A 23324-nucleotide genomic window follows, 5' to 3' on the forward strand; every position below is an offset into this window, starting at 1 on the left:
CAGCATACCCGGCAGGGCGAATGGCGTCAGGCTCTGAGCTGGCTGAGAAAGCTTTCGCGCCAATGCGTGATCGTGTTGGCGCGCAGCACGGCCATCATCTGCTCCCACCGCGAGCGGCGCTCGTCCAGCGGCATGGCGAGCGCGCGGTCGAGCGCCTCGGCCAGCGCCTCGGTATCGTAGGGATTGACGATCAGCGCCCCCTGCATCTCGCGCGCGGCACCGGCAAACCGCGACAGCACCAGCACCCCGGGATCGGCGGGGTCCTGAGAGGCGACATATTCCTTGGCCACCAGGTTCATGCCGTCGCGCAGGGGCGTGACGAAACCGACCCGGGCATGGCGGTAGAAACCCGCCAGCGTTTCGCGCGAGAAGGCCTTGTTGAGATAACGCACCGGCACCCAGTCGAATTCGGCGAACTTGCCGTTGATGCGGCCGGTCAGGGCATCCAGCTCGTTGCGCAGCTTGCGGTACTGCGCCACCTCGCCGCGCGAGATCGGCGCGATCTGCATGAAGGTGACCTTGCCGCGATGCTGCGGCCGCGACCCGAGCAGGTGATGGAACGCCTCGAATCGCTGCGGGATGCCCTTGGAATAATCCAGCCGGTCGACGCCGATCACCAGGTCGCGGCCGACCAGGCTTTCGCTCAGCCGCATGGTTTCCGGACTGCAGGCGCCGATGGTGGCCAGCCGCTCGAAACCGTCGGTATCGATGCCGATGGGAAAGGCGCCGACGCGCAGATCGCGGCCATAGGCGGAAATCCTCCCGCCTGCGGCCACGCTGCCCCGGGCCTCGTGCAGGATGTATTCGGTGAGTGCGCGCACATCGCCGGTGGTCTGGAATCCGATCAGGTCATAGGCGCAGAGGTCGCGCACCAGCCGTTCGTGGCCGGGCAGTGCGGCCAGCACCTCGGGCGCGGGAAAGGGAATGTGCAGGAAAAAGCCGATACGGTTACGCACGCCGCGCCGGCGCAGTTCGGCCGCCAGCGGGATGAAGTGATAATCGTGGATCCAGATCACGTCATCAGGGCCGAGCAGCGGCACCAGAGCATCGGCGAAGCGGGCGTTGACCGCCAGATAGCCGTCCCAGCTTGCACGGTTGAAATTGATCAGGCCGAGCCGGTAATGGCAGAGCGGCCAAAGCGTGGCATTGGCGAATTCGAGATAGAACTGGCGGTGCTCGTCGGGCGTGAGGTCGAGCACGGCGTAATCGACCCGGCCCTGACGAACACGATGCGGGGCTTTCGCCGCCTGTTCGCCCACTTCGCCACTCCAGCCGAACCACAAGCCGCCATGCGCCTGCAGCGCCTCGCGCAGGGCCACGGCCAGGCCGCCGGCCCGGCTCAGGCGTTCGCGCGGCATCGCCACGCGGTTGGAAACCACTACGAGCCGCGCCAAAACGCCTCCTCCCATGTTTTCGACAGCCGCATGGCGCAGACGATCAGCCCCACCATGGAATAGGTCTGCGGGAAATTGCCCCATAATTCGCCGCTGCCCATGTCGATATCTTCGGACAGAAGGCCGAGATGGTTGCGGGCCGAAAGCAGGCTTTCGAATATCTCGCGCGCTTCCTCGCGCCGGCCGACGGCGGCCAGCGCGTCGACATACCAGAAGGTGCAGATCGAGAAGGCATTATGCGGCGTGCCGAAATCGTCCGGCGCCACATAGCGCATCAGGTGGTTGCCGCGGCGCAATTCGCGGCCGATGGCATCCAGCGTGCCGAGAAAGCGCGGATCGTCGGCGGCGACGAAACCGATTTCCTGCAGCAGCAGCAGGGATGCATCCAGGTCGCGGCCGCCGAAGCTTTCGACGAAGCTGTTGCGTTCCGGGTTCCAGGCCTGCTCCAGGATCGCCTTGCGGATGCGCTGGGCATGGTCGGTCCAGTAGCCGGCGCGGGCATCCAGCCCCAGCACGCCGGCGATCCTGGCCAGGCGGCGGCAGGCGGCCCAGCACATCGCCGCCGAATGGGTATGTACGCGGGCGCGGCCGCGGAATTCCCACAGCCCGGCATCGGGTGTGAGCGCCAGCGCCGCAGCCTTCTCGCCCAGCCGCTCGAGTTGCTCGAACAGCGCGACATCGCCGCGGCGCGGCAGGCGGCGGTCGAAAAACATCTGCGCCACGGCCAGAACGATGGAGCCATAGGTATCGTTCTGGCGCTGGGCGAAAGCGGCGTTGCCGACCCGCACCGGCCCCATGCCGCGATAGCCCTGCAGGCTGGCGATGCTGCGTTCCTCCATGCCACCCGATGGGTTGAGCGGATAGACCGGCTGCAGTTCGGCATCGGGATTGATCGCCACCACGGTGGTGATGTAGCGGAGGAAATCCTCCATCGTCTTGGTCGCGCCCAGGCGGTTCAGCGCCTGCACGGTGAAATAGGCATCGCGCAGCCAGCAGAAACGGTAATCCCAGTTGCGCGGCGTGTTGGCCGCCTCGGGGATGGAGGTGGTGAGCGCGGCAAGGATGCCGCCGGTCTCCTCGGCGGCGCAGAGCTTCAGCGTGACGGCGGCGCGGATCACCGCCTCCTGCCATTCGAACGGCACCGACAGATAGCGCACCCATTCGACCCAGTATTCGATGGTGCGTTCCTGGAACTCGCGCGCCATGTGGGTGATCGACGCCGTGAAGCTTTCATCGGCCCCGAAGATCAACGTGACCGGGCCGGTGAGCACGAATTCGCTTTCGGCGTCGATGAAGGCGATCGGGGCATCGGTGGTCAGCCGCAGGGCAGCGCCCGGCGCGGTGAAGCGGATATGGTTGCTGCCAAGCGTACGGCTGGGCCGCGTGGCGCCGTAATCGAATAGCGGGCGCAGGCGGATGCGAATCACCGGCGTGCCGCTCAGCGGCTCGATGCGGCGGATCAGCATGGCTGGCCGGTAGATGCGATCATGCTGCTTGAAGCGCGGGCAGAAGTCGGTGATGCGGATGCTGCCGCCCTGGCCATCGGTGAGGGTGGTGACCAGCACGGCGGTATTGTCGATGTAATGCTGTTCGCTGCCGTGCAGGTCCCGCAATTCGACGGCGAAGACGCCTTCATCGGCAAATTTGGGCTGCAGCAGGCCGCAGAAGACGGGATCGCCATCCAGCCGCGGGGCGCAATGCCACAGGATGCGGCCTGCGCGGTCGACAAGGGCGGCCACGACGCAGTTGCCGATCACGCCGAGATCGAGATTGGCCTGCCCGGGCGTATATCGGGGGGCATGTCCTGTCATGCCGCCCGCTCCGCGAAGGCGGCGAGCCATCGGCGCACGGCGGCAGCATCGGCGAAGCCATGGCGGCCGGGCCAGACCTGCGCCAGCGCCCCGACCGGCAGGGCCAGTCCGCCCATGTCTTCGACCGCGCGGAAACCGTCTTCGTCGGTGCGGTCATCACCGATGAAGACCGGGCGGCGGCCGGCAAAATGCGGTTCACGCATGAACAGCTCCACCGCCGAGCCCTTCGACAGGCCGGCGGCCTTCACCTCCCAGACATGACGGCCGGGCATCAGCATCAGCCCGTCATGGCCCGCCAGCATTCCGGACAGCCGCTGGCCGAGTTCGGCGCCGAGTTCCGGCGCGTTGCGGTAATGCACGGCCAGCGCATGGCTCTTGTGCTCGATCAGGATGCCCGGATGCAGTCCGGCCAGCCGAGCGACCGCGTCCTGCAGGATATCGGGCAGGGGCGGGCCGGCCACCGGATGGATGTCAGCCTGCGGCGCGGGCCGCCATTCGCTGCCATGCTGGCCGGAGGCCGCCAGCCGAAGCGGATCGAATAATGCATCGACGCTGCCCAGCGCGCGGCCAGACACCAGGGCCAGGGCGCCGCTGAGCCGTTCGGCCGCATGCCTGAGATGGTCGCGCAGCGGGGGCGGCACCACGACACGGTCGGGCGCCTCGGCGATATCGAGCAGCGTGCCGTCGATATCGAGAAACAGCGCCCAGTCGGCCTGCGGCAACGGCGGCGCACCCAGCATGCCAGGGCTGGTGAATATGGGTTCGGTCATCAAACGCACGGCCCCCCGGAAACCGGGTGATAGAACAAAGTATTTTCTCGGATTTCCGAGAAGATTTAGGAGCCGAACGTGGGATTGCAACCCCGGTTCCACGTTTTTGGGAACCGGGGCGCGGACATCAGGGGAACATCGGCATGTAATCAGACCGCCAGCGGCTCCGTCATCCCCGCGACCGTGTGCAGGAAATCGATCAGATATGAATTCACCCGCTCTGGCTGCGTGACCGGCGCCATGTGGGCTGCGCCGGACAGATTCATATGACGCGCGGCCGGCAGCAGACGGCGCAGTTCGGCAATCACGCCGCGCGCCGCCAGCGTGGTTTCGCTGCCGCAAAGCAGCAGCACCGGCATGGACAGGGATTTCAGATCGTCAACCGCGGCTTCGCGTGCCTGCAACAGTTCGCGGAATTCGTTTGCCACCGTGCTCATGCAACCCGTGACATAAACCTGCATATGCTCTGGCATCGCCTGCAGGGCACCGGGGCCAACCCAGTAATCGAGGAACGCGATGGCGGCGGCGCGCGCATCGCCGTTTTCCACCAGTTCGATATGACGTTGCGCCACCAATGCGATCTCACGCCACGCATCGCGCTGGCCGCTGTCACGCAGCAGACCGAAAGCCACCGGTTCATACATGGCCAGCGCGGCGATGCGATGCGGCTGGCGGCGTGCCAGTTCCAGCGCCATGGCACCGCCATAGGAATGCCCGACCAGATGCACCGGGCCATCCATGCGCTCGAGCAAAGCCATCAGCAGGGCTATTTCCTCCTCCAGCGTGGGCCTGCCGTGATCGGGCATCGGCGTTTCGCCATGGCCGATCAGATCGGGCGCGACAATATGCCAGCCGCGACCAAGCGCTGCGATCAGCGGTCGCCATTGCCGGTGCGAGGCAGCGCCGGAATGCAGCAGCATCAGGCGGGGCGCAGCGGCTCCATCACAGCCATTGTCGAACCAGGACAAGCGGCCCACGGCCGTTTCCAGCATCGGCATTGCAACAGCTCCTAGATCTTAAGGCCGGGTATCAGCGCCGGAACCCGGCGGCGATAATCGCGATAACGGCCGCCGAAGGTTGCGATCAGATCGCGTTCTTCATAGATGATGCCGACCACGATATAGGCGCTCATGCCAATGGCGAAGAGCAGATGGCCCACCGACATCTGCGGCGTGGCCCAGAAAATCACCAGCCAGCCCGTATAGATCGGATGTCGCATGTAGCGATAAAGCCAGGATGTGCGGAATTCGTCATGCGGCGCCGGCAGACCGCGCCACTGGCGGAAAGGCTGCGACAGGCCGAAGAGTTCGAAATGGTCGATCATGAAGGTGGCGGCGACCAGCAGCAGCCAGCCGAAGCCATAAAGCATCCAGATCAGCATGGCAGCGAAGCTGTCCTGTACCTGCCAGACTACGGTCGGCAGCGGCTGCCAGAACACGATCAGCACCGCCACCATGATTGACGTTGCCACCAGATAGACGGCGCGCTGCAGATACACCGGCACTGCCGCCGACATCCACCGCTTGAAGCCTGGCCGCGCCATCACGCTGTGCTGCAGGCCGAACAATATGATCAGGCCGAGATCGATGGCCCCGGCGAGCCAGGGCAATAACTCGGGCCAGAGTGCGGCGTCGATATGAATGGGCAACCCCAGACCGGCGCTGAGCGGGACGGCGATGAACAGCGCCAGGGCCAGCGCGGCGATACCAAAACCGAGATAGGCAAACAGGGCAAACAACATTCCGCGCATGATCGGACTCCTAGGATGTGGGCAGAGACGCAAGGAAAGCGAGATAGTCGGCAGCGACGGCTTCCGGCATCTCGATCATCGGCAGATGGCCGCAGGGCAGCAGCAGCAGCGAGGCCTGCGCCAGGCGATCGGCAAGCAACGTGGCGCCCGAGACATGCCAGATGCGGTCCTGCTCGCCCCAGACAATGCGGGTCGGTACCGTCATGCCGCTGATGCTGAGCTCCAGCGACGTGGTTTCGCGGGCAAAAGCGTCGAAGACCCTGCGATGGTAATCCGCCTTGCCGAGCGCACGTTCGGCCAAGGCGCGCCTGATCGGCGCGGGAATGGATGGCGGGTGCGCCATCAGCCAGCCCAGGTATGCGGGATAGTCCTTCGTGCTGCGGATGAACAACGGATTGTCGCCGCCCGCCTGCAGATGCCGCAGCAGGTCGCTCGGCATGGCCGACAGGACCCCGCTCGGACCGGGCAGCCACAGGCTGCGCACACGGTCGGGATACGCGGCGGCATAAAGCGCCGCGACGCGTGCGCCCATGGAGTTGCCGCCGAGATGCAGCCTATGCAGCCCGAGCGCGTCGACGATGGCCGCCAGCGCCGCAACCTGTCCCTTTAACCCAATATCATGGACAGGCCAGCGCGGACTGTCGCCGAAGCCTGGCAGATCTATGGCGATCACACGATGATGGGGCGTAAGGAAGCGCGCGGTGCGGTTCCAGTTGTCCTTCTCGCCGCTGCTGCCATGGACCAGCAGGATCGGTGCGGGATCGGTCATCGGTCCGCCATCGAGGTAGGCCACGGCTTGGTCCCGGACGAGAATCGTTTTCGCGGCGAGTCCGGCGCGTTTGCGTTCGACTGCGACGACAAGGTCGCGCAACACCGCCGCCGGCGCCAGGAACCAAGTGGCAGCACCGGCCAACGACAGTGAGATCAGACAACAGAGCAGGATGAACATGATGCGGTGCATGGGGTGGATCGCCTTTGAACGGCGGCAAATATATCAATCTTATTGATAATATCAATACTATTGATATATTGGTCGCCCCGCACCAGCTCAGGCCGCTAGCCCTCTGAAATCATTGGTGTATGCTACGCAGACGCATCCCCCGGTTTCTGGACTCCGCCCATGACGGTCGCCAAAAAATCCTCCACGCCGCGCATCCCGGTCCCGCGCAGGGATATTCTCGATTCGCTGCGCGGATCGGTGGATGAGACCATTTCGCTGTTTTATCTGGGCTACCGCGCCGGCGTGGCCGGACCGGGCCGCGTGCTGGACAAGCTGGGCTTCGGGCGGCCGCACCACCGCATCCTCTATGTGGTGGCACGCCAACCCGGCATTGCCATCGGCAGCCTGATCGAGATGCTGGCCGTATCCCGTCAGGCGCTGCACAGGCCGCTGCGCGACCTGGTCGCACAGGGATATGTCGCGCAGAAAGCGGCGCCGACCAATCGCCGGCTCGCTTTGCTGACGCTGACGCCCAAGGGCGCGGCACTGGAGAGCAAGCTGACAGACCTGCAATACCAGGCCTTTGCCAAGGCCTTTGCCGCGACCGGGCCGGAAGCCGAGCAACACTGGAAAGCCGTGATGCGCGCGCTGGCCGACCAGGTGCGGCCCGCCTTTACGGTATAGGCGGCCTCTGACGGTATTTATGCGGCGGCGGTCACGCCGCTGCCTTGCCGGCAAGGGCCAGCATGCGATAGCGCTGGGCGATCGGGCTGGCCGGTTTCAGGAACAGCCGCTCCGCACTCAGGGCCTGCACGAGGCTAAGATCGCCATCGCGTTTTGCGGCCTCGATCAGGGTGAGATCGAGCAGGTCGCGCTGGGCGTGGCTGCCGCCGAAACGGCTGGCGATATAACGCAACGGCCGCAGACGCTGCACCGTATCGGCATAATGGCCGGCCTGGAAGGACAGCAGCGCCTGCGCCAGCGGCAGGCCCACCTGCGCCGCCATCAGGGCATTGTCGCCGCGCTTGCTCGCGGCGGCGCGACGCAGCGTGGTCATCTGCTGCTCGATCAGGTCGCGGCGGCCGGCGCCGATGAAGCTGATGAGCGCATGCACATCGTTGAAGCTGTAGATGCCGTCCTGCACCAGGCCCGACCAAGCCTCGGCCAGTTCGCTCCAGCGCTTCATGCCGACATCCAGGCCGCGCAGATACAAACGCCACAGCATGGCAGAGGCATCGATCATGTCGAGAACCACGGTGGACTGGCCGCCGCGTATGTGCTGATCGTAGAGCGCCAGCACCTCGTCATGTTCGTCGCGCTCGAGATGGAACAGCGCGAGATGCCACCAGTTATGCACCGCCATCATATTGTCGGGTGCCCAATGCTCCATGCGATCGCGCGCCCAGCGGATGCCGTCTTCCGCGCGGCCCTGCATTTCCATCACATGGGCCACCGCATGATGGGCCCAGGCATCGCGCGGCTCCAGCGCGCAGGCCTGCCGGCCGGCGGCCTCGGCATGCGCATAATCGCCGCTTTCCTCCAGACCGAAGGCCAGCATCCCCTGCACGGCATGCCAGCCCGGCCGCTTTCCGTCCCAGGCCGGCAGCACACGCAGCACGCGGTCGCGCAGGTTGCGCGACAGGCCGCGATAGAAATCGAACAGATGGCCCATCTGCAGGGCCAGCAGGTCGTGCGGATGATCGAGCAGGATGTCGTCGAAGCGCTCGCCGGCATCGTCGAAGCGGCCGTCGGCCAGGGCTTCGGCGGCGGCCACATGCAGCTTCTCGCGCTCGGTGCGGGCATGGCGGCGGGCCAGCGCGATGCTGTCGCGGGCCGGAGCCAGGCCGGCAGCCTCGGTGCCGCTGAGATAGAGGTGGGCGCGCAGGGCATGGGCCATGGCAAAATCGGGCTGGGCGGCGATCACCGTCTCGATCGCCTCGACGGGGTTGCCGCGATAGCAGTTGAACTGGGCCAGCGCCTCTTCGTAGCCCGCCAGGGCTTCGGCCGTGGCCCCGCTGCAGACCTGGCCGTGGGTATCCTTCAACATCGTGTCCGTCTCCGATTGGGTTTAAAACTGACCAGTCGGTATAAATATACCCCTTCGGTTTCGTCAAGAGTATATATGGGCCTCCGATCTGCAACCGGAGAGCGCTATTATTATGTTGATAGAAATGGATTTTTCCGTATTCCACAAGTCTAGCTGGACTTTCATCACCGTCTTGTGAAACCGACCAGACAGTTTATATTGAGTTCTTTAGAGGAGTTCCAATGGCCCGCGACGGTACGGCGACACGCAAGGCGATCATGGATGCCGCCCAGGCGCTGATCCTGGAAACCGGCTTCGCGGCCACCACGGTGGACGCCGTGATTGCGCGCGCCGGGATCACCAAGGGCACCTTCTTCTATCACTTCAAAACCAAGGCCGATCTGGCGCTGGCGCTGGTGCAGCGCGACGCGATGCATGACGCCGCCCTGCTGGAGGCCAACATGGCCCGCGCCGAGGCCTTAAGCCGCGATCCGCTGCAGCAGATCCTGATCTGCATGGGCCTGTACGAGGAAGAACTGGGCAAGCTGACGGCGCCCTATCCCGGCTGCCTGTATGCCTCGTTCATCTATGAGGCGCAGCTTTTCGACGACAATACCCTGCGCGTGACACGCGCGGTGTTCAGCGACTGGACCGCGCGGATCATGGGCAAGCTGGAGGAGGTGATGCGGCTGTATCGCCCGCGCCTGCCGGTGGACCTGAAAACCCTGGCCGAGATGAGTCTGGTGCAGGCCGAGGGCGCCTATATCCTCTCGAAGGTGCAGCACGACCCCAAGGCGGTGGCGGCGCAGTTCCGGCATTACCGGAACTACCTGGAACTGCTGTTCATGCCTGCCGATAGCGCCGCCACCCAGAATAGCGGGAGTGTGAAACCGGCCCTGCTGGACGCCGGAGCGGCGCCCGCCTAGGCTGCCGCCATGGCAGCGCCAGGGCGTTTCGAGGACCTCTACAGCCGCACCAAGCTGGCTTCCGGCCTGGTGCTGTTCACCTTCCTGATCACGCATCTCATCAACCATGCGCTGGGCGTGATATCGCTGGCCGCCATGGAGGCGGGCTCGGCGGTCTTCACCTTCGTCTGGCGCAGCTGGCCCGGCAGCATCCTGCTTTATGGCGCCGTGCTGCTGCATCCGATGCTGGCGCTCTACAACTGGGTGCGACGCGGCCATTACCGCGGCATTCCCTGGCAGGGCTGGACGCAGATTTCGCTCGGCCTGCTTGTGCCGCCCCTGGCCGTCGATCATGTGATCGGCACGCGGGGCCTGAATGCCGCGTTCGACCTGAACGATTCCTACGCCTATGTCCTGCTGGTGCTGTTCGTGCAGGAGCCGCTGATCGGCCTGCGCCAGAACATCCTGATCCTGATCGCCTGGGGCCATGGCTGCATCGGCGTCTATTACTGGCTGCGGCTGAAGCCTGCCTTTGAACGCGCCTGGCCTTTCCTCTATGCCGTCGCGCTGCTGCTGCCGATGCTGGCGATCCTCGGTTTTGTCTCGGGCGGGCGTTCGGTGATGCTGCTGATGCAGCGTCCCGAATGGCTGGATGCCTTTCGCGCCGGCCTGAACTGGCCGGGGCCGGCCGGGCAGGAATTCGGCTTCCGCGCCATCGAGCTTGCCTATGGCGTGATGATCGTGCTGCTCGCGGCGGCCCTGATCGGCCGCCTCCTGTCGACCCTGCTGCGGCGGCGGCGCGGCAGCATCACTATCAGCTACCCCGACGGCCGCCGCTATCGCGGCCAGGCCGGCAGCGTGAGCGTGCTGGAGGCCAGCCGCGCCATCGGCTATGCGCATGCCGCGGTCTGCGGGGGCCAGGGCCGCTGTTCCACCTGTCGCGTGCGGCTGGGCGGCGAAGGCGCCGCCATGCTGCCGGCGCCCGATGCCGCTGAGCGCCGCGTGCTGGAGCGGATCGGCGCACCGCCCGGCGTGCGCCTGGCCTGCCAGATCCGGCCCGAAGCCGATATCGCCGTCACGCCGCTGCTGCCGGCCGGCGTGCCGGCGAAAGTGGTCTATGGCGCCGCGAGCCATGCCCAGGGCGCCGAGCGGCGCATCGCCATCCTGTTCGCCGACCTGCGCGGTTTCACCAAGCTGTCGGAAAGCAAGCTGCCCTACGACGTGGTCTTCGTGCTGAACCAGTATTTCAAGACCATGGGCGAGGCGGTGGAAGGCGCAGGCGGGCGGCTGGACAAATTCATCGGCGACGGCGTGATGGCCCTGTTCGGCATCGAGGAGGGCCCCGAGGAAGGCTGCCGCCGCGCGCTGGATGCGGCGCGACGCATGGCAATGGGCTTAAGCCGGCTCAATGAGGCGCTGAAGATGGATCTCGACCAGATGCTGAAACTGGGCATCGGCATCCATTGCGGCCCGGCCATCGTCGGCGAGATGGGCCATGGCAGCGCCATGCATCTCACCGCCATCGGCGATGCCGTGAATACCGCCAGCCGGCTGGAAAGCGCGACCAAGGATTTCGGCGCCGAGCTGGTGATCTCGGCGGAAGTGGCCGAACGGGCCGGCGCGGAGGGCCTGGGCGGTTTCGACTGGCAACACGAAACCGTCACCCTGCGCGGCAAGTCGGAGCCGCTGGCCGTGCTGGTGGCGCGCAAGCTTGCGGCGCCGCAGCCGGCGGAATGATCGCGGCTTGACCTCCGTCAATCCCGGCGGCTGACCGGATCGCTAGACTGCGGCTAGAATGCCGCATCTTCCGCAGCCTGGAGCAGCGCAATGACGAACTCGCACCGTCTGACTGAACAGGACACCGTTCTGCTGCGCGATCTGCGCCGCAACAGCGCCCACCGGCGCACCGTCCATCATGCGGCAGGGGGCGCCACCATCGGCGCCCGCGTGTCGGACGCGGTGGCGGCCGTGGTCGGCTCCTGGCGCTTCATACTGCTGCAGACCGGCCTGCTGGCCGCATGGCTGGTTGGCAACGCCATCGTCGGCCGCGATGCCTGGGACCCCTATCCCTTCATCCTGCTCAACCTTCTGCTGTCATTCCAGGCGGCCTACACGGCGCCCATCATCATGATGAGCCAGAACCGGCAGGCTGATATCGATCGCCAGCGCGCCGAAAGCGACTACAGCATCAACATCAAGGCCGAACTGGAGATCGAGCTTCTGCACCAGAAGATCGATCTTCTGCGCGAACAGGAAATCCTCGCCCTGACCAAGGCCGTGAATGCCCTGGTTGAGAAGGTCGATGGCCATCAGGGCGAGAACAGGACTGCGTAACGGAATGCTGAAACTCAAACGCGTCGCCATCGATACCCATCGCGAGAGCATCGCCTATCTGAGCCGTGCCTGCACGCTGTACCGGGCCGAGGAATTCCAGGCGCTGGGCCGCATCGAGGTGAAGGCGGGCAGCCTGTGCATTCCGGCCACCCTGAACATCGTGGACGATCCGGGCCTGCTGGCGCCCGGCGAGCTCGGACTTTCCGAGGAGGCCTTCCGCCTGTTCGGCCGGGCCGAGGGCACGGATGTTAGCATCGAGCATCCGCGGCCGGTGGAAAGCCTGGAGGCAGTGCGCGCCAAGATCCAGGGCCGCGTGCTGAGCGAGGCGGAATATCACGCGGTGATCCGCGATGTGGCGGCCCAGCGCTATTCCAAGATGGATATCGCCGCCTTCCTGGTGGGCTGCGCCAGCTTCATGACGCCCGACGAGGTGCTGAGCCTGACGCGCGCCATGGCCAATGTGGGCCACCGCCTGGAATGGGACCACAAGATGGTGGTCGACAAGCATTGCATCGGCGGCATTCCGGGCAACCGCACCTCGATGATCGTGGTGCCCATCGTGATGGCCCATGGCCTGACCATTCCGAAAACCTCGTCGCGCGCCATCACCTCGCCGGCCGGCACCGCCGACACGATGGAGGTGCTGGCCCGCGTCGATATCGGTACCGACGAGATGCGCGCCATCGTCGAGAAGATCGGCGGTTGCCTGGTCTGGGGCGGGCGTGTGAACCTTTCGCCGGCCGACGACGTGCTGATCACCGTGGAGCGCCCGCTGCGCATCGACACGCGCGAGCAGATGGTGGCCTCGATCCTGTCCAAGAAGCTGACCGCCGGCGCGCGCTTCCTGGTGCTCGACATTCCGGTCGGCCCCACGGCGAAGGTGCGCAGCCAGGAGGAGGCCGTGCGGCTGCGCAAGCTGTTCCAGTATGTCGCCGGCGCGCTGGACCTGCCGATCGAGATCGTGATCACCGACGGCCGCGAGCCGATCGGCAACGGCATCGGGCCGATGCTGGAGGCGCGCGACGTGATGGCAGTTCTGCGCAACGACAGGGGCGCGCCACAGGATCTGCGCGAGCGGGCCATCCTGCTGGCCGGTGTGCTGATCGAGGCCGATGCCGGCATCGCCGGCGGCCAGGGCCTGCGCCGCGCCCGCGAATTGCTGGATTCCGGCGCGGCGCTGAAAGCCATGGAGCGCATCATCGAAACCCAGGGCCCGAGCGGCCTGAGCATAACGCCAAGCCCGACCGGCTATGAGGTGCTGGCGCCCAGGGACGGCGTGGTGATCAGCATCGACTGCCTGCGCATCGCGCGCATCGCGCGCATGGCCGGTGCGCCGGCCTTCAAGGGGGCCGGCGTCGACCTGCTGAAGAAAACCGGCGCCACCGTGCGCAGGGGCGAGCCGCTGTATCGCATCCATGCCGCTCTGCCGGCCGATCTGGGCTTCGCCGCCGATCTGGCCGCGCAGGACAGCGGCTTTGTCGTCAACGGCAGACCGGCCTGACCGGGCCCGCGTAACAGAGAGAGTGCCGTCATGTCCGCAATACTGAGTTTTCATGGCGCCGCCGGCGTCGTCACCGGATCCTGCTACCGCCTGCAGGTAGGCAACCGTAGCATCCTGGTCGATTGCGGCATGTTCCAGGGCGACAAGACGCTGAAGGAGTTGAATTACGGCAATTGGCCCTTCGATCCACGCCAGATCGATGCCGTGCTGCTGACCCATGCCCATATCGACCATAGCGGCCTGATCCCGAAACTGGTGAAGGCGGGGTTTGCCGGCCCGATCATGACCACCGAGGGCAGCGCCGACCTGCTGCGCTTCATGCTGCCCGATTCCGGCGGCATCCAGGAAATGGAGGTCGAGCGGCTGAACCGCCGCAACCAGCGGCGCGGCCGCGGCATTGTGCAGCCGATCTATACCGAACAGGATGCCGTCGACAGCCTGAAGCAGATCGCCAAGCGCGATTTCGAGACCTGGTTCGAGGTGATCCCCGGCATCGAGGCCCGACTGTGGAATGCCGGCCACATCCTGGGCGCGGCCTCGGTCGAACTGAAGGTCGCCAGCGGCGAGCGCGAGCCCCTGCGGCTGCTGTTCTCCGGCGATGTCGGGCCTGAGCACAAGGCGCTGCAGCATGCGGCCGAAGGCCCGCGCGACCTGGACGTGGTGGTGATGGAAGCCACCTATGGCGGCCGGCCGCGGCCGAAACTCGATGCCCTGGGCCGCCGCAAGGCGCTGGCGGCGGAGGTGAACGAGGCGCTCGCCCTGGGCGGCAACCTGGTGATACCGGCCTTCGCCGTGGAGCGCACCCAGGAACTGCTGGCCGACCTGACCAAGCTGATGCATGACGGCGATGTGAAGCGCGTGCCGGTTTTTGTCGATTCGCCGCTGGCGCTCAGCATCACCGACGTGTTCGCCAAATACCTGCACCGCGAGAATGGCGTGCATGCGCCGACCGCGCAGCCCTTCGAGGGCGGCAACCTGCGCTTCACCAAAAGCGTGCAGGAAAGCATGCAGATCGAACAGGTGACCGGCGGCGCCATCATCATCGCCGCCAGCGGCATGTGCGAGGCCGGCCGCATCCGCCATCACCTGAAGAACAATCTCTGGCGACCCAATGCCACGGTGCTGCTGATCGGCTATATGGCGCCGGGCACGCTGGGTTATCTGCTGGAGCAGGGCGAGAAGGCGGTGCGCATCCAGGGCGACGAGCTGGAGGTGCGGGCACGCATCCGCAAGCTGGAGATTTATTCCGGCCATGCCGATCATGACGAGCTGCTGGATTGGCTGAAAGACCGTCTGCCGATCCGCCGCGGCCTGATGCTGACCCATGGCGAGCCCGATGCGGTCGGCGCTTTGCGTGCCGCCATCGCGTTGTGGGACAAGAGCGCGCTGCCGCACGGCATCCTGCCGCAGGTTTACGCGCCGCGGCTGGACGAGTTTTATGCCCTGAACCACCCGCATCCCAAGCTGCTGAAGACGCCACAGGTGCAGAAGCGGCTGGATCGTTATGCCGAAGCCGAGGCGCTGTCGGGGCACGACTGGCATAACGACTATGCGCGCCTGATGCTGCAGGTGCAGGCCGAGTTGCGCGGCGCGAAATCGGATGCCGAGCGCCGCCGCCTGCTGAAGAAGATGCAGCGCGTGCTGGGGCGGTGAAGAGCAATGAAAATTTATTTTCTTGATAGCTCTACTACAGAAAATGCGGCCCGATAAAAATATAAAAGTTCTTGTAGATACATCTGTGGTGAGAGATGCAATTACCACAGAGATCAAAAAAGAGTTCCGCGAGATTCAATGGGGACCAACCACTCACAGATATGAAGTAGAGGTTGAGCATCCAAAGGAAGCTTTTTCTGATACCGAGCATTGGCGTATTAATCAGATCTTAGCGTTATCTGAAACAGGCCAGTTGGCCCGCACTGGCCACATAATTGCATTCACTTATTTAGGACTAGATTTTGAATATTGGCTCGGCCGCCCGGGATTAATAAATGGCACAGGTAATTTATTACGAGATGTAGATATGCAAACAGTAGATCCGGCTTTCGATCCTTCCTATTTATTTCCAATTGCCTTTAATCGAGAAAATCTAAAACAGGCAATTCCTAATTTTGTTGATCTCGTAATCCGAACTCCCGATTCTTTTTGGGATGCTCCTGAGATAAAGAATCAACTGGCTGCAGCGCCAGAGATACAACAAAAGAATTTTCAGAATCGATCTCGCCTAATTGAACTCTCGGAAGGATTATCTTTCGAGCAATATAAAGATGCCTTCCATATCTGGACTGCGGAAGTTAATGGACTCGACTACTTTCTGACTAACGACCGGAAAATTATAAATTTCTTCCATCTGACTTCAAAAGCAGAACCAAAAGCCTATCCAATTAGCCCGCATATGTTAATCAACATTATTCATCAATAATTTCTTGGCATTTCCTCTTCCTTCCGCGCCGCCTTGTAGATTTCCATCGCGAGTACCAGCAAAAGCGCCGGCAGGGCAAGCAGGGCGCCATGCAGCAGTGAAACGTCTTCCAGCCGCAGCATCGGCCCGATGCCGGGCAGGGAAGCAGCGGCAAATTGCAGGCCCTGCGCCGCCAGCACGCCGAGGATCAGCAGCCAGTTGCCCGACAGCGGCACGCGGAACAGCGAACGGCGTTCCGAGCGGCAGTTCAGCACATGGGCATTCTCGAACCACACGATCAGCCACAGCGTGAGGCCCTGGGCGGCGGCGAGCGAGAGATGCTGGCCCTGCAGGGCCCAGGCATAGAAGGCGAAGCTGGCCAGGCCGATCACGGCGCCCGACAATGCCACCTGCTCGATCATGCGGCGGTCGAAGATGCGGCTGTGCCTGGGTCGCGGCCGGCGGGTCAGCAGGCCGGGCTCGGGCTTCTCGAAAGCCAGAGCCACATCCTGGATGCCGTTGGTGACGAGATTGAGCCACAGGAGCTGCACAGCCGAGAGCGGCGGCGGCAGGCCGCTGAGGCTGGCCAGCAGCATGAGCAGGATCTCGGCCGCGCCCGTGGAGATGCAGAGCAGGATCACCTTGCGCAGGTTGTCGTAGGCGGCACGGCCTTCCTCGATGCCGGCGACGATGGAGGCGAAATTGTCGTCGACCAGGATCAGGTCGGCCGCCTCGCGCGCCACGTCGGTGCCGCCGCGCCCCATGGCGACGCCGATATCGGCGCTTTTCAGTGCCGGGGCATCGTTGATGCCGTCGCCGGTGACGGCCACTACATGGCCCTGGCGGCGCAGGCTTTCGACGATGGCCAGCTTTTGCAGCGGCTCGGTGCGGGCGAAGACCAGCGCGCGCGCCACGGCCGCATCGAAGGCGGCCTGGTCGGCCGCCAGTTTTTTCAGCTCGCCGCCGGTGATCAGCTGTGCCTCGCCGGCCGCGCCCTCGGCGGCCAGATCGAGTTGGCGCGCGATGGCCAGCGCGGTGAGCGGATGATCGCCGGTGACCATGGCGACGCGGATGCCGGCCGCCTGGGCCGCGCGCACCGATTGACGCGCTTCCGGCCGCAGCGGATCGATCAGACCGGCGAAACCGAGCAGGATGAGGCCGTCCAGCGATTCAGCCTCCGGCTCGGTGACCGGACCGGCGGCCACGGCAATCACACGATAGCCATCGGCCGCCAGGGCCCGCACGGCGCGTTCGGCCGCCTCGCGGCGTTCAGGCTCCCATGCGTCGGCGCCGCACAGGTCGAGCAGGGTTTCCGGCGCGCCTTTCACATAGGCCACCAATGCGTCGCCGTCGGCATGGAAATCGGCGGCAAAGCGCCGCGCCGGTTCGTAGGCGATGCGGCCGCGATGATCCACCGCCTCCATCGCCGCATTGTAGTCGAAGCGGAGCGCCAGCCGCAGGAAGGCAAGATCGACGGCATCGCCGATCTCTTCGCCGGTATGGTCGACCGCGCCGCCATGGGATTCCGAGCATCGCGCCGCCGTCAGCGCCAGGGTGCGCACGCGCATATCCTGGGGCAGGACGCGGCCGTCATTCTCGGCCACATCCGGCAGCCAGACGGTTTCCACCGTGAGGCGGTTGATCGTGAGCGTGCCGGTCTTGTCGGTGGCGATCATGGTGCAGGCGCCCAGGCCCTCCACCGCCGGCAGGTGGCGCACCACGACATTCCGCTGGCTCATGCGGTGCACGCTGATCGAGAGCGCCACGGTCATCGCCACCGGCAGGCCTTCGGGTATGGCCGAGACGGCGAGCGCCACCGCCAGCAGGAAAATCTCGGCCATGCCGGCGCCGCGCAGGATTTCCAGCCCGGCGATCAGCGCGATCAGCACCAGCGCGGCCAGCGCCACCTGCCGGGTGAAGCTCTCCATGCGCCGCACCAGCGGCGGCGCCGCGCCCGCCACCTGCAGGGCCAGCGCGAGGCGGCCGATCTCGCTATGCCGACCGGTGGCGGCCACCAGGGCGCGGGCGCGGCCGCTCTGCACCATCGCACCGGCGAATAGCATGCCGAGGCGGTCGCCCAGCGGCGCGTCGGCCGCACTGACATGCGCAGCATCCTTGGCAACCGCCAGGGATTCGCCGGTCAGCAGGCTTTCGTCGACTTCCAGAGCATCGGCCTCGATCAGGCGAAGATCGGCCGGAATCTTCACGCCGCTTTCCAGCTCGATCACGTCGCCGGGCACCAGCAATTCGGTATCGAGCGAAACCAGCGCACCGTCGCGCCAGACCGGCACATGGCCGCGCACCAGGGATTTCAGCGCCCGCGCCCGCGTCTCGGCGCGCCATTCCTGCCAGAAGCCGATGCCGCCATTGAGCAGAAGCACGATGGCGATGAACCCGGCATCCGCCAGATGCCCGAGCAGCAGGCTGACCCCGGCGGCGACCAGCAGCAGATAGATGAAGGGCGAGCGGAACTGATGCAGGGCCACGCCCAGCATGGTGCGGGCGCGGGCCTCGGGCAGGCGGTTGGGGCCATGCTGGCGAAGCCGGGCAGCGGCGTCTGCGCCGCTCAGACCGCCCGGCGCGCTGCCCAGCCGCGCCAGCGCCGTTTCGACCGGCAGGCTGTGGATCGGCTCATGGGGCGGCGGACTCATGCCGGCATCCTGCCATGGCAGGCGCCGTCTTGCACTTGATGAAGGTCAAAGCCGCACGCCAATGGCGCGTATTGGCTATTCCCCGTCCTTCTTCAGCATGCGGCCCAGCATGCGGCCACCGAAGATATGGACATGCAGGTGTGGCACTTCCTGGTTGGCATTGACGCCGCAATTGCTGAGCAGGCGGTAGCCGCCTTCATCGGCGCCGACCGCACGGGCGGTATCGCCGATGGCCCTGATGTAATCGACCTGTTCCTCGGGCGATGCCTTGGCCGAGAAATCGTCGAAATCGACATAGGCGCCCTTCGGGATCACCAGCACATGGATGGGCGACAGCGGATTGATGTCGTGAAAAGCCAGGCTGTGCTTGCTCTCATGCACCTTCTTGCACGGAATCTCGCCGCGCAGGATTTTCGCAAACACGTTGTTCGGATCGTAGGCCATGGTCTCTTCCGTCCCCTCGAATCTTCAGGTGAGATGGGAATCTTCAGGTGAGCTGGCGCGCCTTCTTTTCCTCGATGCCCGACTGGCCTTCGCGGCGGCGCAGTTCGGCGCGCACATCCTCGATGGTAATGCCGCATTCGGCCCACAGCACCAGCAGGTGGAACACCAGGTCGGCGCTTTCCGAGATCATTTCCTCGCGCGTTTCCGACACCGCGGCGATGGCAAGTTCGACGGCTTCCTCGCCCATCTTCTGGGCGATCTTGGCGCGGCCCTTGGCGAACAGCTTGGCGGTATGCGAAACCGCCGGATCGCCGCCCTTGCGGCTGAGGATCACATCATAGAGACGTTCCAGCGTGTCGCGGTTCTCGCCCATCGCGTCGGTTCCCTTCCCTAGAGCCGTACCGGAATACCGGCAGCAGCCATGCGCTGCTTGGCTTCGGCTATGCTATGGCGGCCGAAATGGAAAATCGAGGCCGCCAGCACGGCCGAGGCATGGCCCTGCACGACGCCATCGACGAAGTGATCCAGGTTGCCCACGCCGCCCGAGGCCACCACCGGGATGCTGACGGCATCGGCCACCGCACGGGTGAGATCGAGGTCGAAGCCTTTTTCGGTGCCGTCGCGATCCATCGAGGTAAGCAGGATTTCGCCGGCGCCATAGGCAGCCATGCGCTTGGCCCATTCGACCGCATCCAGGCCGGTGGCATTGCGGCCGCCATGGGTGAAGACCTCCCATTTGCCCGGACTTCCCGCTGGCGCCACATTGCGCGCGTCGATGGCCACCACCACGCACTGGCTGCCGAATTTCTCGGCCGCCTCGCGCACGAAGTCCGGCCGGTTGACGGCGGCGGTGTTGATCGACGCCTTGTCGGCACCAGCCAGCAGCAGCTTGCGCACGTCTTCCACCACGCGCACACCACCGCCCACGGTGAGCGGCATGAAGCAGCGTTCGGCGGTGCGCGCCACCACGTCATACAGCGTGTCGCGCGCATCCGACGAGGCCGTGATGTCAAGGAAAGTCAGTTCGTCGGCGCCGGCGGCGTCATACACCGCCGCCTGCTCGACCGGATCGCCGGCATCGCGCAGGTTGACGAAATTGACGCCCTTGACGACGCGGCCGTCCTTCACGTCGAGGCAGGGTATGACACGGACTTTCAGGGTCATGATCCAGGATCCAGTTTCCGGCCCCGGTCATAGCGGATCGCTGCCCCCAGCGGAAGCGGTTTTACCGGCAAAACCCGCCTTTTGGAGTTCAGGCCGCGCGGTTGGCGCGCAGCTTGTTCTGCAGCAGGGCCGCCAGCCGCTCGATGCCCTCGCGGATGCGGGCGGGCTCGCCGAGCGAGAAGCTTAAGCGTGCGGTGTTGCGCTTGACGTCGTTGGCATAGAAGGCCGAGCCGGGCACGAAGGCGACCTGGATGTCCTTCACGGCTTCGGCCAGCAATTCGGCGCCGTCGATGCCATCGGGGAATTCCAGCCAGATGAACATGCCGCCATCGGGCCGGGTGAACCGCACCTCCTTGGGCAGGCAGCGTTCCAGCGCCTCGAGCATCACGTCGCGCCGCTCCTTGTAGGCCTTGCGCAGTTTCTCGATCTGGCTGGCATGCGAGGCCTTGGCGATGTCGCAGGCCACCATCTGGTTGATCGTGCTGCAATGCAGGTCGGAGGCCTGCTTGAGCAGCACCAACTTGTTGATCAGCGACGGATCGGCGCAGATCCAGCCGATGCGCAGCGCGGGCGTCAGCACCTTCGACAGGCTGCCGATATAGACCACCAGGCGCTTGCCGTCGGCGTCGGGGCCGGCGAGATATTGCTGTTCCAGCGCGGCGAAGCTGGGGATGCGGGCATTTTCGTAGCGCAGTTCCTCGTAGGGTGAATCCTCCAGGATGGCCACGTTGTAGCGGTGCGCCAGCTTCAGGATCGCCTGGCGGCGGGCCAGAGAGGTGGTGATGCCGGCCGGATTGCAGAAATCGGGCGTGAGGTAGAAGAATTTCGGCTTCTGCCTGAAGGCCGCTTCCAGCTCGTTCAGCAGCACGCCCTCGTCGTCCATCGGCACCGAGATGAATGTCGGCTGATAGGTGCCGAAGACCTGGATGGCGCCGAGATAGCTGGGCGAGGACATCACCACGGCGTCGCCGGGATTGATCAGGGCGCGGCCGAGGAAATCCAGCGCCTGCTGCGCGCCCGAGGTGATCAGCACCTGCTCGATGCCCGCTTCGATGCCATGGCTTTTCAGATAACCCACGATCCAGTTGCGCAGCGGCGGATAACCTTCGCTGATCGAATACTGAAAGGCCTCGCCGGCCATGGTCGGGTTCTGCAGCACGGACTGATAGGCCTTGCCGATGGACTCCAGCGGGAACAGGGCCGGATCCGGGATGCCGCCGGCAAAGGAGATGATTTCCGGCCGGGCGATCAGCTTCAGCAGTTCGCGGATTTCGGAGGCGCGCAGGGTGGCGACGCTCTGGGACAGGCCGGGGAATACGGATTCGGACATGGGGTGGCTCGTGACGGCTCGGGGGTTTCCTCTTGCTGCCGCCACCATAAACGAGCCCGGCACCGGCAGGAAAGCGCCGGCGCCGAAACGTGGGAAATTCGCGTTTATTTCGCGTCCAGATCGGCCAGCATCTTGCGCAGCTGCTTGGTCGCCGGGGTGACAATGGCGACAAAGTAGGACTCCCGCAGGCGCCGCTGGGCGGCGGCGCCGACGATATAGCCCGAGGCACCGGCATGCAGCATGGCGGCCTGGGCAGCTTTCAGCGACCAGTCGCCGGCCGCCAGGCGGGCCTCGATCACCGCCCGCCAGTAGGCCGGATCGGCCTCGAACGGCGTGGCGGCCAGGCCATGCACGGTTTCGCGCATCCCCGCCAGGGCATCCTCGAACATCGCCGGCTGTTCGGGGATGTATTTGTTGATGTGGCCCAGGCCCTTTTCGGTGCCGCGCATGATGTTGACGCAGCCCTGGATCAGGCCGAAGGCCATGCCGGCCTGCAGCAGGATGAAGCCGGCGCGGATGCGCCTGATGAACCCTTCCACCGGCTCGGCCAGCACCATGCTGTCGGGGATGAAGGCCTTGCGGAAATTCACCGCCATGGTGCGGGTGCCTTCCAGCGCCAGGAAATGGGTGGACTGGCGCAGCACGATATCCTCGCGGCTGCAATCCACCACCGCCATCACGCGGTGCTGCGGCGCGTCGGCCAGTTCGAAGACGGCGCCGAACAGATGGTCGTCGCCCAGATTCGATACCCAAGGCAGGCCGCCGGAAACCTCGTAGCCGCCCTTCACGCGGCGGCCCTTCAGCCGCAGCTGTTCGATGCCGAAAAAGCTTTTCATCGGATTCGACAGGCCGGTGCCGCCCAGCCGCGCGCCCTGCGCCACCTCGCCCAGCAGGGCCTCGCGCGGCGCGGCATTCTGGCTCTGCGCCAGATACCAGGCCAGGGCATCCTGGCACCAGATGCAGAACGCCGTGGACAGGCAGTGTTCGCCGGCCAGAGCCATCGCCTCGATGGCCGTGATCAGGTCGGGCTTCGCCCCGACATGAGCTGTGAAGGCGCCGGCCTGGCCGAAGCTGCGCAGAACCGCATCGGGATAGAAGCCTTCATGGTCGATCTTGTGCACCTGCGGCGCCAGGTCGCTGGCGACAATGTCGCGCAAACCGACCAGCAGATCGTCGCGGCCCGCAGGAGATGCGGCCGGGATCATGCCCGCCGCGGTAACGGGCACCGGTTCCGACAGGGTGGCGGAAGCGAGGGCGGCGGACATGGGCATCTCCTTGGGCTGCGACGATCGTCTCTGGAGTCAGCGATGCGGCCGGGCGTCAGCCCAGCACGACATCCACGCCGACCGGCTTCATGAAGGTGTTGGCAACCGGCGACCACTTCTTCACATGCTGGACCAGCTCTTCGAGGTCGGCCTTGGGCGCATCGGCATCCAGATCGACCTTGATGCGCACGGCATCAAAGCCAACCGGCTTGGGCGAAGTGTCGCCGGTGCCCCAGACGGCGGTGATGTTGATGTCGGCTTCCAGTTCCAGCTCAAGCTTGCGGATGGTGATGTTGCGTGCCACCGCATTGGCATGGATGCCAACGGCAATGCACGAGCCCAACGCCGCCAGCGAAGCCTCGGAGGGATTCGGCGCGGTGTCGTCGCCCAGCAGGCCCGGCGGCTCGTCGACGATATAGGGCGGCAGGTTGCGGATGTAGTTGAGATGCCGGAAGCGGCCTTCGGCCACGGTCTTGCACTTCAGCGTCTTGATCGCCTTCGGGTTTTCCTTGCCCTTGGCGATCAGGTCCATCAGGCCGTTCTTGTCGATCGGGGCGAGACAGCCGGTGATGGCGGTAGCGGGTACGGGATTGGCGCTCATTATCAGACTCCTTTCAGGGTTTTTCGTCTTTTTGCGCGGG

21 protein-coding genes are annotated in these 23324 nt (G+C 65.1%); 7 read left to right on the forward strand and 14 right to left on the reverse strand.

Translation table 11 applies throughout. The features are described 5' to 3' along the window. Nucleotides 1–26 precede the first annotated feature (26 nt). From otsA to ACK4FK_RS13145, 6 genes are all read right to left on the reverse strand, one after another. A complete protein-coding gene (otsA, locus tag ACK4FK_RS13120; protein WP_409745412.1) occupies nucleotides 27–1394 on the reverse strand; it encodes an alpha,alpha-trehalose-phosphate synthase (UDP-forming) in 1368 nt (455 codons plus the stop codon). Next, nucleotides 1379–3205 (reverse strand): glycoside hydrolase family 15 protein, encoded by a 1827-nt coding sequence (locus tag ACK4FK_RS13125; protein WP_409745413.1) that lies wholly within the window; start codon nucleotides 3203–3205, stop codon nucleotides 1379–1381. The genes otsA and ACK4FK_RS13125 overlap by 16 nt, the downstream gene beginning before the upstream one ends. After that, the gene (gene otsB, locus ACK4FK_RS13130; protein WP_409745414.1) at nucleotides 3202–3975 is read right to left on the reverse strand and encodes a trehalose-phosphatase; all 774 of its coding nucleotides are present in this window, start codon (nucleotides 3973–3975) and stop codon (nucleotides 3202–3204) included. The genes ACK4FK_RS13125 and otsB overlap by 4 nt, the downstream gene beginning before the upstream one ends. 149 nt (nucleotides 3976–4124) lie before the next feature. Then, on the reverse strand, nucleotides 4125–4973 hold the full coding sequence (locus tag ACK4FK_RS13135; protein WP_409745415.1) for an alpha/beta fold hydrolase: 849 nt from the start codon (nucleotides 4971–4973) through the stop codon (nucleotides 4125–4127). Nucleotides 4974–4984: 11 nt separating this feature from the next. Then, nucleotides 4985–5725: a methyltransferase family protein gene (locus tag ACK4FK_RS13140; RefSeq protein ID WP_409745416.1), complete on the reverse strand. Its 741-nt coding sequence runs from the start codon at nucleotides 5723–5725 to the stop codon at nucleotides 4985–4987. A 10-nt stretch (nucleotides 5726–5735) separates the two neighbouring features. Then, the gene (locus ACK4FK_RS13145) at nucleotides 5736–6686 is read right to left on the reverse strand and encodes an alpha/beta fold hydrolase (protein ID WP_409745417.1); all 951 of its coding nucleotides are present in this window, start codon (nucleotides 6684–6686) and stop codon (nucleotides 5736–5738) included. A gap of 159 nt (nucleotides 6687–6845) precedes the next feature. Between ACK4FK_RS13145 and ACK4FK_RS13150 the strand changes: the two genes are divergently transcribed. Then, nucleotides 6846–7349, forward strand: a complete 504-nt coding sequence (locus ACK4FK_RS13150; protein ID WP_409745418.1) for a MarR family winged helix-turn-helix transcriptional regulator — start codon at nucleotides 6846–6848, stop codon at nucleotides 7347–7349. Nucleotides 7350–7380: 31 nt separating this feature from the next. Here ACK4FK_RS13150 and ACK4FK_RS13155 read toward each other — a convergent pair whose 3' ends face one another. Beyond that, nucleotides 7381–8712 (reverse strand): tetratricopeptide repeat protein, encoded by a 1332-nt coding sequence (locus ACK4FK_RS13155; RefSeq protein WP_409745419.1) that lies wholly within the window; start codon nucleotides 8710–8712, stop codon nucleotides 7381–7383. Between the two features lie 221 nt (nucleotides 8713–8933). Between ACK4FK_RS13155 and ACK4FK_RS13160 the strand changes: the two genes are divergently transcribed. The 6 genes from ACK4FK_RS13160 (at nucleotide 8934) to ACK4FK_RS13185 (ending at nucleotide 15850) form a co-directional block, all read left to right on the forward strand. Continuing rightward, entirely contained in the window at nucleotides 8934–9617 is a 684-nt protein-coding gene (locus ACK4FK_RS13160) for a TetR/AcrR family transcriptional regulator (RefSeq protein WP_409745420.1), read from the forward strand. 9 nt (nucleotides 9618–9626) lie between these two features. Beyond that, nucleotides 9627–11333, forward strand: a complete 1707-nt coding sequence (locus tag ACK4FK_RS13165) for an adenylate/guanylate cyclase domain-containing protein (RefSeq protein WP_409745421.1) — start codon at nucleotides 9627–9629, stop codon at nucleotides 11331–11333. Nucleotides 11334–11423: 90 nt separating this feature from the next. Beyond that, the gene (locus ACK4FK_RS13170) at nucleotides 11424–11930 is read left to right on the forward strand and encodes a DUF1003 domain-containing protein (protein ID WP_409745422.1); all 507 of its coding nucleotides are present in this window, start codon (nucleotides 11424–11426) and stop codon (nucleotides 11928–11930) included. A 4-nt stretch (nucleotides 11931–11934) separates the two neighbouring features. Then, a complete protein-coding gene (locus tag ACK4FK_RS13175; protein WP_409745423.1) occupies nucleotides 11935–13431 on the forward strand; it encodes a thymidine phosphorylase family protein in 1497 nt (498 codons plus the stop codon). A 30-nt stretch (nucleotides 13432–13461) separates the two neighbouring features. Then, nucleotides 13462–15084 (forward strand): MBL fold metallo-hydrolase, encoded by a 1623-nt coding sequence (locus tag ACK4FK_RS13180; RefSeq protein WP_409745424.1) that lies wholly within the window; start codon nucleotides 13462–13464, stop codon nucleotides 15082–15084. 43 nt (nucleotides 15085–15127) lie between these two features. Further along, nucleotides 15128–15850 carry a hypothetical protein gene (locus ACK4FK_RS13185; protein WP_409745425.1) on the forward strand — a complete coding sequence of 241 codons (723 nt, stop codon included), beginning with the start codon at nucleotides 15128–15130 and terminating at the stop codon, nucleotides 15848–15850. Here the strand turns inward: ACK4FK_RS13185 and ACK4FK_RS13190 are convergent. The 7 genes from ACK4FK_RS13190 to ACK4FK_RS13220 form a co-directional block, all read right to left on the reverse strand. Further along, nucleotides 15844–18480, reverse strand: coding sequence for a cation-translocating P-type ATPase (locus ACK4FK_RS13190; protein ID WP_409745426.1), 2637 nt, complete (start codon nucleotides 18478–18480; stop codon nucleotides 15844–15846). The genes ACK4FK_RS13185 and ACK4FK_RS13190 overlap by 7 nt on opposite strands. A 75-nt stretch (nucleotides 18481–18555) precedes the next feature. After that, a complete protein-coding gene (locus ACK4FK_RS13195; protein WP_409745427.1) occupies nucleotides 18556–18924 on the reverse strand; it encodes a histidine triad nucleotide-binding protein in 369 nt (122 codons plus the stop codon). Nucleotides 18925–18967: 43 nt separating this feature from the next. Further along, the gene (locus ACK4FK_RS13200) at nucleotides 18968–19297 is read right to left on the reverse strand and encodes a phosphoribosyl-ATP diphosphatase (RefSeq protein ID WP_409745428.1); all 330 of its coding nucleotides are present in this window, start codon (nucleotides 19295–19297) and stop codon (nucleotides 18968–18970) included. A 17-nt stretch (nucleotides 19298–19314) separates the two neighbouring features. Beyond that, nucleotides 19315–20088, reverse strand: coding sequence for an imidazole glycerol phosphate synthase subunit HisF (hisF, locus tag ACK4FK_RS13205; RefSeq protein WP_409745429.1), 774 nt, complete (start codon nucleotides 20086–20088; stop codon nucleotides 19315–19317). Nucleotides 20089–20176: 88 nt separating this feature from the next. After that, complete coding sequence (locus ACK4FK_RS13210; protein WP_409745430.1) at nucleotides 20177–21418, reverse strand: PLP-dependent aminotransferase family protein; 1242 nt, start codon at nucleotides 21416–21418, stop codon at nucleotides 20177–20179. 104 nt (nucleotides 21419–21522) lie between these two features. Further along, nucleotides 21523–22683 carry an acyl-CoA dehydrogenase family protein gene (locus ACK4FK_RS13215; protein WP_409745431.1) on the reverse strand — a complete coding sequence of 387 codons (1161 nt, stop codon included), beginning with the start codon at nucleotides 22681–22683 and terminating at the stop codon, nucleotides 21523–21525. A gap of 55 nt (nucleotides 22684–22738) precedes the next feature. After that, on the reverse strand, nucleotides 22739–23284 hold the full coding sequence (locus ACK4FK_RS13220) for an OsmC family protein (protein ID WP_409745432.1): 546 nt from the start codon (nucleotides 23282–23284) through the stop codon (nucleotides 22739–22741). Nucleotides 23285–23324 lie beyond the last annotated feature (40 nt).

Origin of the sequence: Ferrovibrio sp. (assembly GCF_046297895.1) — a bacterium.
Lineage (GTDB): Bacteria > Pseudomonadota > Alphaproteobacteria > Ferrovibrionales > Ferrovibrionaceae > Ferrovibrio.